This window comes from Klebsiella sp. GG_Kp173 (assembly GCF_040062415.1).
GTDB classification, from domain to species: Bacteria; Pseudomonadota; Gammaproteobacteria; order Enterobacterales; family Enterobacteriaceae; genus Klebsiella; species Klebsiella quasipneumoniae.
The window spans coordinates 223,304-235,695 of record NZ_JBEAFZ010000001.1 but is presented as its reverse complement, the minus strand read 5'-3'; the positions used below and the strand labels follow the sequence as shown (position 1 = coordinate 235,695).

Annotated in this window: 13 protein-coding genes; 8 read left to right on the top strand and 5 right to left on the bottom strand. The window is 55.4% G+C overall.

Annotated elements, in window-relative coordinates; genetic code table 11:
- Positions 1-130 precede the first annotated feature (130 nt).
- The 5 genes from acrA to maa all read left to right on the top strand — a co-directional run bounded on the left by acrA (position 131) and on the right by maa (position 6,322).
- Complete coding sequence (gene acrA, locus ABLU50_RS01160; protein WP_004204747.1) at positions 131-1,324, top strand: multidrug efflux RND transporter periplasmic adaptor subunit AcrA; 1,194 nt, start codon at positions 131-133, stop codon at positions 1,322-1,324.
- A gap of 22 nt (positions 1,325-1,346) precedes the next feature.
- A complete protein-coding gene (acrB, locus tag ABLU50_RS01155) occupies positions 1,347-4,493 on the top strand; it encodes a multidrug efflux RND transporter permease subunit AcrB (RefSeq protein WP_004204748.1) in 3,147 nt (1,048 codons plus the stop codon).
- 484 nt (positions 4,494-4,977) lie between these two features.
- Positions 4,978-5,352 (top strand): Hha toxicity modulator TomB, encoded by a 375-nt coding sequence (gene tomB / locus ABLU50_RS01150; RefSeq protein WP_002892066.1) that lies wholly within the window; start codon positions 4,978-4,980, stop codon positions 5,350-5,352.
- A 26-nt stretch (positions 5,353-5,378) separates the two neighbouring features.
- Positions 5,379-5,597: an HHA domain-containing protein gene (locus ABLU50_RS01145; RefSeq protein ID WP_002892050.1), complete on the top strand. Its 219-nt coding sequence runs from the start codon at positions 5,379-5,381 to the stop codon at positions 5,595-5,597.
- A gap of 158 nt (positions 5,598-5,755) precedes the next feature.
- Positions 5,756-6,322 (top strand): maltose O-acetyltransferase, encoded by a 567-nt coding sequence (gene maa, locus ABLU50_RS01140; RefSeq protein WP_087832569.1) that lies wholly within the window; start codon positions 5,756-5,758, stop codon positions 6,320-6,322.
- Here maa and ABLU50_RS01135 read toward each other — a convergent pair.
- The gene (locus ABLU50_RS01135; protein ID WP_032431198.1) at positions 6,294-6,416 is read right to left on the bottom strand and encodes a hypothetical protein; all 123 of its coding nucleotides are present in this window, start codon (positions 6,414-6,416) and stop codon (positions 6,294-6,296) included. The two genes, maa and ABLU50_RS01135, sit on opposite strands and share 29 nt — an antisense overlap.
- A 42-nt stretch (positions 6,417-6,458) precedes the next feature.
- Here ABLU50_RS01135 and ABLU50_RS01130 point away from each other — a divergent pair, with 42 nt between their 5' ends.
- Positions 6,459-6,929, top strand: a complete 471-nt coding sequence (locus tag ABLU50_RS01130) for a YlaC family protein (protein ID WP_049093338.1) — start codon at positions 6,459-6,461, stop codon at positions 6,927-6,929.
- Here the strand turns inward: ABLU50_RS01130 and ABLU50_RS01125 are convergent.
- Positions 6,898-8,355: a PLP-dependent aminotransferase family protein gene (locus tag ABLU50_RS01125; RefSeq protein WP_049117056.1), complete on the bottom strand. Its 1,458-nt coding sequence runs from the start codon at positions 8,353-8,355 to the stop codon at positions 6,898-6,900. The two genes, ABLU50_RS01130 and ABLU50_RS01125, sit on opposite strands and share 32 nt — an antisense overlap.
- A 100-nt stretch (positions 8,356-8,455) precedes the next feature.
- On the opposite strand from ABLU50_RS01125, the gene ABLU50_RS01120 reads away from it, so the two are divergent.
- Positions 8,456-9,154, top strand: coding sequence for a GNAT family protein (locus tag ABLU50_RS01120; RefSeq protein WP_060656954.1), 699 nt, complete (start codon positions 8,456-8,458; stop codon positions 9,152-9,154).
- Here ABLU50_RS01120 and ykgO read toward each other — a convergent pair.
- From ykgO to ABLU50_RS01105, 3 genes are all read right to left on the bottom strand, one after another.
- Positions 9,151-9,291, bottom strand: coding sequence for a type B 50S ribosomal protein L36 (ykgO, locus tag ABLU50_RS01115; protein WP_002892018.1), 141 nt, complete (start codon positions 9,289-9,291; stop codon positions 9,151-9,153). The two genes, ABLU50_RS01120 and ykgO, sit on opposite strands and share 4 nt — an antisense overlap.
- Positions 9,291-9,554 carry a type B 50S ribosomal protein L31 gene (locus tag ABLU50_RS01110; RefSeq protein WP_004204754.1) on the bottom strand — a complete coding sequence of 88 codons (264 nt, stop codon included), beginning with the start codon at positions 9,552-9,554 and terminating at the stop codon, positions 9,291-9,293. The genes ykgO and ABLU50_RS01110 overlap by 1 nt, the downstream gene beginning before the upstream one ends.
- Before the next feature lie 116 nt (positions 9,555-9,670).
- Positions 9,671-10,741 (bottom strand): LacI family DNA-binding transcriptional regulator, encoded by a 1,071-nt coding sequence (locus ABLU50_RS01105; RefSeq protein ID WP_004204755.1) that lies wholly within the window; start codon positions 10,739-10,741, stop codon positions 9,671-9,673.
- Positions 10,742-11,011: 270 nt separating this feature from the next.
- On the opposite strand from ABLU50_RS01105, the gene ABLU50_RS01100 reads away from it, so the two are divergent.
- A complete protein-coding gene (locus ABLU50_RS01100; protein ID WP_004204756.1) occupies positions 11,012-12,283 on the top strand; it encodes a maltoporin in 1,272 nt (423 codons plus the stop codon).
- Positions 12,284-12,392: the final 109 nt, after the last annotated feature.

Genomic DNA, 12,392 nt, shown 5'->3' with positions numbered 1-12,392 from the left:
TTACAGAGGTTACGTTTACATACATTTGTGAATGTATGTACCATAGCACGACCATAATAGAAAGACTGTAGTGGGTTTGTGGTTGTTTGAGCCACTGAACATTTTGAAATTGGACACTCGAGGTTTACATATGAACAAAAACAGAGGGTTAACGCCTCTGGCGGTCGTTCTGATGCTCTCAGGCAGCTTAGCGCTAACAGGATGTGACGATAAACCGGCTCAACAAGGAGCCCAGCACATGCCGGAAGTCGGTATTGTGACGCTCAAATCCGCACCTCTACAAATAACCACCGAACTGCCAGGCCGCACCAGCGCCTATCGCATTGCGGAAGTTCGTCCTCAGGTCAGTGGCATTATTTTAAAACGTAACTTCGTGGAAGGTAGCGATATCCAGGCCGGCGTTTCCCTGTATCAGATCGATCCAGCCACCTATCAGGCCAGCTATGACAGCGCCAAAGGCGACCTGGCAAAAGCCCAGGCGGCGGCAAACATGGATCAACTGACGGTCAAGCGTTATCAGAAACTGTTAGGCACTAAATATATCAGTCAACAAGACTACGATACCGCCGTCGCGACGGCGCAGCAGAGCAATGCGGCCGTGGTCGCGGCGAAAGCAGCCGTTGAAACCGCGCGCATCAATCTGGCCTACACCAAAGTCACCTCGCCGATTAGCGGTCGCATTGGTAAATCCGCGGTAACCGAAGGGGCGCTGGTGCAAAATGGTCAAACAACCGCCCTGGCAACCGTTCAGCAGTTGGATCCGATCTATGTCGACGTCACCCAGTCGAGCAATGATTTCCTGCGCCTGAAACAGGAGCTGGCCGATGGCCGTCTGAAACAGGAAAACGGGAAAGCGAAAGTGGAGCTGGTGACTAACGACGGTCTTAAGTATCCGCAGGCCGGCACGCTGGAATTCTCGGATGTCACCGTCGATCAGACCACCGGCTCTATCACGCTGCGCGCTATTTTCCCTAACCCGGATCACACCCTGCTACCGGGGATGTTTGTCCGTGCCCGTCTGGAAGAAGGGGTTAACCCTGACGCCCTGCTGGTACCGCAACAGGGTGTCACCCGTACGCCGCGCGGCGATGCCAGCGTTATGGTTGTGGGTGAAGGCGATAAGGTCGAAGTCCGCCAGGTCACTGCTTCTCAAGCGATTGGCGATAAATGGCTGGTCACTGACGGTCTGAAATCCGGCGATCGCGTTATCGTCACCGGCCTGCAAAAAATCAAACCAGGCGTGCAGGTAAAAGCGCAGGAAGTAGCTTCTGATGATAAACAGCAAGCCGCAGGCAACGCGCCATCAGAACAAACCAAGTCTTAACTTAAACAGGAGCCGTTAAGACATGCCTAATTTCTTTATCGATCGCCCCATATTTGCATGGGTGATCGCCATCATCATCATGCTGGCTGGGGGATTATCGATCCTCAAATTGCCGGTGGCGCAATATCCGACGATTGCGCCGCCAGCAATTTCCATTACCGCCATGTACCCCGGTGCTGACGCCGAAACCGTGCAAAACACCGTGACTCAGGTTATCGAACAGAATATGAACGGTATCGATCACCTGATGTACATGTCCTCGAATGGCGACTCCACCGGTACGGCGACCATCACCCTGACCTTCGAATCCGGTACCGATCCGGACATCGCCCAGGTTCAGGTTCAGAACAAGCTGGCCCTGGCCACCCCTCTGCTGCCGCAAGAAGTACAGCAGCAAGGGATCAGCGTTGAGAAAGCGTCCAGCAGCTTCCTGATGGTTGTCGGCGTTATTAACACCAACGGCACCATGAACCAGGACGATATTTCGGACTACGTGGCGGCCAACATGAAGGACCCGATCAGCCGTACCAGCGGCGTCGGTGACGTTCAGCTTTTCGGTTCCCAGTACGCGATGCGTATCTGGATGGATCCGAATAAACTGAACAACTTCCAGCTCACGCCGGTGGACGTGATCAGCGCTCTGAAAGCGCAGAACGCCCAGGTAGCCGCTGGTCAGTTAGGCGGTACGCCGCCGGTGAAAGGCCAGCAGCTCAACGCGTCCATCGTCGCACAGACGCGTCTGACCAATACGGAAGAGTTTGGCAACATCCTGCTGAAGGTGAACCAGGATGGTTCCCAGGTTCGTCTGCGTGATGTCGCCAAAATTGAGCTGGGTGGCGAAAGCTATGACGTGGTGGCGAAGTATAACGGCCAGCCAGCGTCCGGTCTGGGTATTAAACTGGCTACCGGCGCGAACGCGCTGGATACCGCCAACGCGATCCGCGCTGAACTGGCGAAGATGGAGCCGTTTTTCCCGTCGGGGATGAAAATCGTTTACCCGTATGACACCACCCCGTTCGTGAAAATCTCTATTCACGAAGTGGTTAAAACGCTGGTGGAAGCGATCATCCTGGTCTTCCTGGTGATGTATCTGTTCCTGCAGAACTTCCGCGCCACGCTGATCCCGACCATCGCGGTGCCGGTGGTCCTGTTAGGGACCTTCGCGGTGCTGGCGGCGTTTGGCTTCTCGATAAATACCCTGACGATGTTCGGGATGGTGCTCGCCATCGGCCTGCTGGTGGATGACGCCATCGTGGTGGTCGAGAACGTCGAGCGCGTCATGGCCGAAGAAGGCCTGCCGCCGAAAGAAGCGACGCGTAAATCGATGGGGCAGATTCAGGGCGCGCTGGTAGGTATCGCCATGGTGCTGTCGGCGGTATTTATCCCGATGGCATTCTTCGGCGGTTCAACCGGCGCCATTTATCGCCAGTTCTCCATCACCATCGTTTCCGCAATGGCGCTATCGGTACTGGTCGCGCTGATCCTGACGCCGGCGCTGTGCGCCACGATGCTGAAGCCTATCCAGAAAGGCAGCCACGGCGCGACCACCGGTTTCTTCGGCTGGTTTAACCGCATGTTCGATAAGAGCACGCACCATTACACCGACAGCGTAGGCAACATTCTGCGCAGCACCGGTCGCTATCTGGTGCTGTATCTGATCATCGTGGTGGGCATGGCGTGGCTGTTCGTTCGTCTGCCGAGCTCGTTCCTGCCGGACGAAGACCAGGGGGTTTTCCTGAGTATGGCCCAGCTGCCTGCCGGCGCCACCCAGGAGCGCACGCAGAAAGTGCTGGATGAGATGACGAATTACTATCTCACCAAAGAGAAGGACAACGTGGAATCCGTGTTTGCGGTTAACGGCTTCGGCTTCGCCGGCCGCGGCCAGAACACCGGTATCGCGTTCGTCTCGCTGAAAGACTGGAGCCAACGTCCGGGCGAAGAAAACAAAGTTGAAGCGATCACCGGTCGGGCGATGGGCTACTTCTCGCAGATTAAAGACGCGATGGTCTTCGCCTTTAACCTGCCGGCTATCGTTGAACTGGGTACCGCGACCGGCTTTGACTTCCAGCTGATTGATCAGGGCGGCCTGGGACACGAAAAACTGACCCAGGCACGTAATCAGCTGTTTGGCATGGTGGCGCAGCATCCTGACGTGCTGACCGGCGTGCGTCCTAACGGTCTGGAAGATACACCGCAGTTCAAAGTCGATATCGATCAGGAAAAAGCCCAGGCGCTGGGCGTCTCCATCAGCGACATTAACACCACGCTAGGCGCTGCCTGGGGCGGAAGCTATGTCAACGACTTTATCGACCGCGGCCGCGTGAAGAAAGTGTACATCATGTCCGAAGCGAAATACCGTATGCTGCCTGAGGACATCGGCAAGTGGTATGTTCGCGGCAGTGATGGCCAGATGGTGCCGTTCTCCGCCTTCTCCACCTCGCGTTGGGAATACGGTTCGCCGCGTCTGGAACGCTACAACGGTCTGCCATCGATGGAAATTCTTGGCCAGGCAGCGCCAGGCAAGAGTACCGGTGAGGCGATGAGCCTGATGGAAGAGCTGGCGGGTAAACTGCCGTCGGGTATCGGCTACGACTGGACCGGGATGTCTTATCAGGAGCGGCTGTCCGGTAACCAGGCCCCTGCCCTGTATGCCATCTCGCTGATTGTCGTCTTCCTGTGTCTGGCAGCGCTGTATGAGAGCTGGTCGATTCCGTTCTCGGTCATGCTGGTCGTACCGTTAGGTGTGGTCGGCGCGCTGTTAGCCGCCACCCTCCGCGGTTTAACCAATGACGTTTACTTCCAGGTTGGCCTGTTGACCACCATCGGCCTGTCGGCGAAAAACGCGATACTGATCGTTGAATTCGCCAAAGACCTGATGGAGAAAGAGGGCAAAGGGCTGATTGAGGCGACGCTTGAAGCGGTGCGTATGCGTCTGCGTCCGATCCTGATGACCTCCCTGGCGTTTATCCTTGGGGTTATGCCGCTGGTTATCAGCTCCGGTGCTGGCTCCGGTGCGCAGAACGCCGTCGGTACAGGCGTAATGGGCGGGATGGTGACCGCGACGATCCTGGCTATCTTCTTCGTGCCGGTGTTCTTTGTGGTGGTTCGTCGCCGCTTTAGTAAGAAAACGGAAGATATTGAGCACAGCCATCAGGTTGAGCATCATTAATCTGCACTACTGAACAAAGGGCCGCCACCGCGGCCCTTTTTTTGTTCATTACCGACAGGGCACATATTGCCATTGTTTATTTTTCGCGCTGCATTTAATATCTATTGATGTGTTGCAGACTATATCTATCGCGCTGTTTAGCCCTTAGGATCTTCTTACGCTCATTTACCAGGAATAATCCTAATATCATCATTCACGGCCGGCGGTTTCTGAACGCGACGACTGCCTGTCTTAAACCAATGATTGATAAGACATCTCTATTTTTCAGGCTGCGCGCCCGGGCCGCAGAAATTAATTCGTCTATTTTTAAGATAATTTCTCTCTGATAATTGTAATTTTTCGTAATAGCACGATGAAATCTCCTGGAGAGTGGATTATAGTTAAATCAGCAGGATTACTCAGTTAGTGTCAGGTCAGTTAGTCGTGTTCATCCCACAACGGTGTTTGTTAGTCGTCGTTTAAACCACTCAAAAGGGGATGCGTTATGGACGAATACTCGCCAAAAAGACATGATATCGCACAACTACGCTTTCTCTGCGAAACGCTGTATCATGACTGCCTTGCAAACCTGGAAGAGAGCAACCATGGCTGGGTCAACGACCCGACATCGGCTGTCAATCTCCAGTTAAATGAACTGATCGAGCACATTGCCACATTCGCCCTTAATTATAAAATTAAGTACGCTGAGGATAATAAGCTGATCGCTCAGGTTGACGAATATCTGGACGACACATTTACGTTGTTCAGTAACTACGGCATTAACTCTACGGATTTGCAAAAGTGGAAAAAATCCGGTAATCGGTTATTTCGTTGTTTTGTCAACGCCAGCCGGGAAAATCCGGCCAGTCTTTCGTGTTAGGATTATTACAATCAAAAGGTGGAATTATGTCTGATAAGCCATTAACTAAAACAGACTATTTGATGCGCTTACGTCGTTGCCAGACAATTGACACGCTGGAGCGCGTCATTGAAAAAAACAAATATGAACTTTCTGATAATGAGCTGGCGGTATTTTACTCAGCCGCCGATCATCGTCTGGCTGAACTGACTATGAATAAGCTGTACGATAAAATCCCGACGTCCGTCTGGAAATTTATCCGCTAATTAGTGCGCCCGACGCGGTCTGCTGACCGGATGGTAATCGCCAGCCTCAGCAGGACATCTTTGTGATAGTCATCACAGCATTCAGCCAACAGCAAACTTGTAACCGGTTTCTTTTTTATACTGTTGCGACCCTCTAACGTCAGGTATAAGGAAGACCAATGAGTGAAGAAAAACGCAAAATGATCGCCGGTGAGCTCTATTTATCTGGCGACCCAACGCTTCGCGCCGATCGCTTACGCGCCAGACAGCTGCTGCACCGTTATAATCATTCCGACCCGAATGCGCAGGAAGAACGTCAGCATATTCTGGCCGAGCTGTTCGGTCGCGCTGGCGATGCGTATATCGAGCCAAGCTTTCGCTGCGACTACGGCTACAATATCTTTCTCGGCGCCGGTTTTTACGCCAATTTCGACTGTGTGATGCTGGACGTCTGCCCTATCCATATTGGCGATAACTGCATGCTGGCGCCGGGCGTCCATATCTATACCGCCACCCATCCGCTGGATGCTGAGGCCCGAAACAGCGGCCAGGAATATGGCAAACCGGTGACCATTGGACACAATGTGTGGATTGGTGGTCGGGCGGTGATCAATCCCGGGGTGACCATTGGCGATAATGCGGTCATCGCCTCCGGAGCGGTGGTCACTAAAGACGTTCCCGCCAGTACCGTTGTCGGCGGCAACCCGGCGCAGATTATCAAGCGCCTTCCGCCGCCGAATGCGTAACTGTTATGCTTTTCTGTAACTGATCTGTTACTTTCTCCGCAGAATACTGCAACATAAAATAACCTTCAGGCTGAGCCTGCCGCACCTGAGCCATCGGGCGCACGGGGCGGGCTTATTGCAGAATTCGGGGACCAAGATGACAGAGATACAACGCCTGCTGACTCACACCATTGACGAACTTAACGTGCAGGAAAAACGCGATAATCGCCCGCGTTTTAGCATCAGTTTTATCCGCAACCATCCGGGCCTGTTTGTTGCCATGTATGCCGCGTTTCTGGCGACGCTGGTGGTCATGATGCGCTCTGAAACGCTGGTGGATTCGGTCTGGTTGTTGGTGGTGCTGTTCATCCTGTTCAACGCTTTTTTCTTCTTTGACGTCTATCCACGCTATCGTTACGAAGATATCGATGTCCTCGACTTTCGCGTGTGTTACAACGGCGAATGGTACAACACCCGCTTTGTCCCCCGACAGCTGATCGACCGTATCCTACAGTCGCCGGACGTCGATAGCGAGCAGAAGGCACAGCTTAAAAAAATGGTCGACACCAAAGGCGAGCTCTCCTTTTACGATGTCTTTACGCTGACCCGCGCCGGTACTGCGCAATAAGACGATTCAGCGTCCGCAGCGCCAGCGGATAGCGGGAAGCCGAAGTATTGCCATACCCCAGCACCAGCCCGCTCCGCCCCCGCCGCGGGTCGAGATAGAAATGACTTAGCGCAGCGGGCGCCAGCTGAAACTGACGCGCCTGCTGCGCAATCGTTCGATCGTCGATCCCCTCTATGGCCAACGTCAGATGGAGTCCCCCTTCCCCACCGAGGACTTCGCACGGCACGGTAATCTCTTGCGCCAGCGCCTCGCGCAGCTGTTGCTGACGTTTGCGGTACAGACGACGCATCGCTGCCAGATGACGCGCATAGTGTCCCTTCTCGATAAAGCTGGCCAGCGCACGCTGTTCAGCGCGGTGCCCGCCGCGCAGCAGCGCGCCAATGGCCTCCTGAGCGGCATCCGCCAGCGCGGACGGCATGACCATAAAACCGATACGCAGCGCCGGAAACAGGGTTTTACTGAAGGTGCCGAGATAGACCACCGGGGCATCCGGGACCATCCCCAGCATCGCCGGGATCGGCTCTCCGCTGTGGCGAAACTCGCTGTCGTAGTCATCCTCCACAATCCACGCGCCGTGCCGATGGGCATACTCCACCAGCGCCAGACGCCGCGCGGCGCTCATGACGCTCCCAAGGGGATACTGATGAGAGGGAGAGGTGAAAATCAGCCGGGGTGGCTCTGCCACGCCGTTGGCGATACACATCCCTTCACCATCGACGGCCATCCCACAGACCCGCAGCCCCGCTCGCTGGAAACCACTCCTGGCGCCCAGGTACCCCGGCTCTTCCAGCCACACGCTGTCGCCCGGGTTGGTCAACAGCGAGGCGCATAAGTTGACCCCTTCCAGCGCCCCCTCGGTGATGACGATCTGCCGGATATCGCACCGGATGCCCCGGGAGAGCGCCAGATGGCGGGCGATAGCCTCCCGCAGTTGGGGATCGCCCGCGGCCTCACCGTAGCCCAGCAGCGTGCTGCCTTCGTCGCGCAATGCCTTATCGATTAACCGCCGCCATAGCGGCAGCGGGAAATAGTTCACCGCCGGCATGCCAGGCGTAAACGGCAGCGCCGGCGAGTCACGGCGCATAGCGGCTGGCAGCCCCTGCAGCCGCTCAGACAGCACAACGGGTGGCGCGATTACCTCCTGCCGACGGCTAGCGGCGAGCGGCACCACCTGCGTCCCCTGACGGCTTCGCGTCAGGTATCCCTCCAGCGTCAGCTGCTCCAGTGCGGCATTCACCGTATTACGCGACAGATGCAGTCGACCGGCAATCACGCGCGATCCTGGCAAACGGCAGCTGGCCGCCAGGGTTCCCTGCAGGATGGCATGGCGCAAAGTGTGGTAAAGGGCGCGCTGCAGGGTTTCGTCCGTTCGCTGCCGCATCCCCTGCGTCACCAACCCATAAAACGCATCGTCCGGTATATTCATGTCGCCTCCTCGTGGATCCATAAAAACATACTCTAATGGCACTTTTTATGGAACCAGCCAGCGCGTACGCTGCCTGTACATCCCCAATAAGGAAACCGCAATGTGTGAATACAATCAGTTTGGACAGGCGCTCGGCGCCGCGCTGCCCGACTGGCAACCCCGCCCCTGGCCGACCCGGCAGATACTTCAGGGCAGCCGCTGTCGGCTCGAACCACTCACCCTCGCCCACGCCAGCGATCTGTTTGCTGCCCATCAGCTGGCGCCCGACGCCCGCAGCTGGACGTGGCTGCTGCGCGAACCGGAAACCAGCCTGGCTGAATTTAGCGCCTGGGTGGCGCAGGTTGCGACGCTGGCCGATCCGATCCATTTCGCCGTCGTTGACCAGCAGCGTGGAACGGCGGTCGGTTCACTGGCGTTAATGCGCATCGATGCCACCCATGGCGTGGTCGAGGTGGGGCATGTCCATTTCTCTCCGCTGCTAAGCCGAACGGCTATGGCCACCGAAGCGCACTGGCTGTTGATGCAGTATGTGTTCGAGACGCTCGGCTACCGTCGCTATGAATGGAAATGCAATAGCCTCAATACGCCGTCAGGCCGGGCGGCAAGGCGACTGGGATTTCAGTACGAAGGACGTTTTCGTCAGGCGCTGGTGAGCAAAGGACACAACCGGGACACGGACTGGTTTTCAGTGATTGATGGCGAATGGCCGCAGCTGGATAGCGCCATGCGCCAATGGCTGGCCGCCGACAATTTTACCGCCGACGGTCAGCAGCGCCGTCCCCTGGAAAGCTTCCGTTAACGACGTTTTTTGCGCCCCTGCACTGCTTTGAAGCGGGGGTTGCTCTTGCAGATCACGTACAGCCGCCCTTTGCGTTTGACCAGCTGGCAATCCGGGTGGCGCTGTTTGGCGCTGCGTAATGAGTTAACGACCTGCATCATGCCTTCCTTTTTGCATCAATGAAGCCGCCAAAGCGCTGGCGGAAACGGGCCGCGCTACCCTCGCTGGCGAACGTTTTTTGTTTGCCGGTGTAGTACGGATGCGATTTCGAGGAGACGTCGATCGTCACATACGGATACGTCTCACCGTCGAGCTCAATCACGCGTTCGGTGCGGATGGTTGAGCCAACTTTAAAATATTCATTGGCGCTGGTGTCGTGAAACACCACCGTGCGATAGGGAGGATGGATATGGGCTTTCATGATGACCTCATCATTATGTTATAACATAACAATTAAGGTACGCCGTTCCACGACAAAGATCAACCATGGTCATATCAGGGGTAATAACAAAGAGGCGAGTTTCCTCGCCTTTGGCTTCAGGGTGCCAGACGGTGGGCGATAGCGCGAAGTTGCTCCGCGATAGCCTGCAGATCTTTCCCCTGCTCGACTCTGGCGCCGCTGGAATGGCGAATCACCAGGCGCGCCGGCAGGATGGATGAGGTATGCGCCGCACCGCTGGTACTGGCGAGGATCCGCCGCACCGCCTCTTTCCCCTGCAGGTCGAGGTCCAGCGAGACCGTACTCAATGCCGGATAGAAAAAGGAGCTTTCGTAGGTATCGTCATAGCCAATCACCGACTTCTCTCCCGGCACCGCCACCTGATGCTGATGGAAGGCGCTGAGCACCCCCAGCGCCATCTGGTCATTGCCCACCAGCACGGCGCTGAAATTAGGCGTTTCCCGCAGCATCTGCAGCGCGCCGGCGTAGCCGCTCTGCGCATCCCAGTTGCCGCGCAGGACGGTCACCGGCTTCAGACCGTAGCCATCCAGGGTCTCGAGCCAGCTTTTCAGCCGCAGTTTCGCCGATACGGAGCTGTCCGGGCCTGCCAGCAACGCAATCTCCCGATGCCCCATCTCATAGAGATATTTGACGCTGGCCCGGGTGCCGTCCGCCGGGTTAAACGAAACGTTAAACACGGAGCTGTAGGGATCAACGTCGAGAAACAGGCAGACGATATCATCATTGTCAGCGGCGATTTTCTGCGCCTGTTCAGTCTCCAGCGGCACGTTGATAATGACCTTATCCACCCGCTGAGACTTCAGCTCATTGATGGAATCCTGGATGCTTTGGTTGACGCTCTCATCAATCATTGAAATCAGGACCTGGTAACCTTCCAGATTGGCATAGCGTTTTACCGCCGCCGCCACCTGAGAGGGGGCATGCCAGGCCAGCGAAATCGTCACCAGTCCGACCGTCTGGCTCTCCTTCCCCACCAGCTGCTGCGCCAGCCGGTTTGGCACATAGCGCAGAGCCTCTATCGATTTCTCCACCTTGCGGCGCGTCGCTTCGGATACATTGGCAGATTTGTTGAGTACCCTGGACACGGTCTGGTAAGAGACGCCCGCATGACGAGCGACGTCTTCCAGAGTAGCGCTTTTAGACTTCATGGTCCGGTTCCTTATGTTGTTATCCCATGATTGTAACAGGGGCCATTTGAAAAAACGCTCACCGCTACCTCTCATCGCAAAATTACACCACAAAAAGTATTACGTTCACAACCAGGTTAATTGTGAATCACCTCACTCATCACAACAAAAACCAGCGTTATTATTTGCACTTAGTCACACAATAATCATATCTCATTTGCCTGAAGTTACATTTAGGCATTTTATGACATCAGTTATGTGAACGTAATACAAAACAATAAGAGGATAGAGATGAATACGACACTGCGCGTCCTTTCCACAGCATTAGCCGCTGCGCTAATCGCCCCTTCCGCCTTTGCGGCTACCGCTGCGATCCCGACCGTTGATTTTCATGGCTATTTGCGTGCCGGGGTTGGGGTCTCCGGCGACGGTAGCGAAGCGGAATGGCAAAAGAACAAGCTGGGCCGGTTGGGGAACGAATCGGATACCTATGGCGAGCTGGAGTTAGGCTCCGAGGTCTACAAAAAAGATGATGTCAGTTTCTATCTCGACAGCATGGTCAGCATGGTCTCCGATGGCTCTAACGATAATGAAACCACGCTGAACGATGACGCGCAGTTCGGCTTACGTCAGCTGAACCTGCAGATCAAAGGGCTGATCCCGGGCGATCCGAATGCGGTGATCTGGGGCGGCAAACGTTACTACCAGCGTCACGACCTGCACATCATCGATACTAAATACTGGAACATTTCCGGCTCCGGGGCCGGGGTGGAAAACTACACCCTTGGCCCGGGCGCCGTCTCGCTGGCGTGGATCCGCGGCGATGCCAACGACGTTGACTATCGCGTCGATGGCGACAGCAACGTCAATATCAACTATATCGATTTACGCTACGCGGGATGGAAGCCGTGGTCCGGGTCGTGGACCGAATTCGGCATCGACTACGCCATGCCGAACACCACCAAAAAACAGGACAGCTACGGCGGACTGTACGATGCCGAAAATGGCGTGATGCTGACCGGTGAAATCAGTCAGGATATGCTGGGCGGCTATAACAAAACCGTGCTGCAGTATGCCAACAAAGGTCTGGCGCAGAATATGGTCTCCCAGGGCGGCGGCTGGTACGATATGTGGAACTACGTGAACGACGCCACCGGCTATCGCGTGATTAACACCGGTCTGATCCCAATTACCGAGAAATTCTCCATCAACCACGTTCTGACCTGGGGCTCGGCGGATGACATTACCGACTATACCGATAAAACGCGGATGCTGTCGCTGGTCGCCCGCGGGCAGTATCAGTTCACCGACTACGTGCGCCTGATTGGCGAAGTCGGCGGTTTCTATCAGAAAGACAGCTATAACAATGGCACCAGCTACAAACAGGCCGGTGAGAAATATACCATTGCGCTGGGCCTGGCGGACGGGCCGGACTTTATGTCACGCCCGGAATTACGTATTTTCGCGTCGTATCTGAATGATTCCGAAGATGGTAAACCGTTTGAAGACCAGACGGCGAATAATACCTGGAATTTCGGCGTACAGGTTGAAGCCTGGTGGTAATATCGCGCTGGTAAGACAAATACGTTATTTATATCTCCAACTGTAAGGTCATTAATTTCCCTCCGGTAATCATTATTGCCACTGCTGTCTTTGTCTTATTTTCGGGATA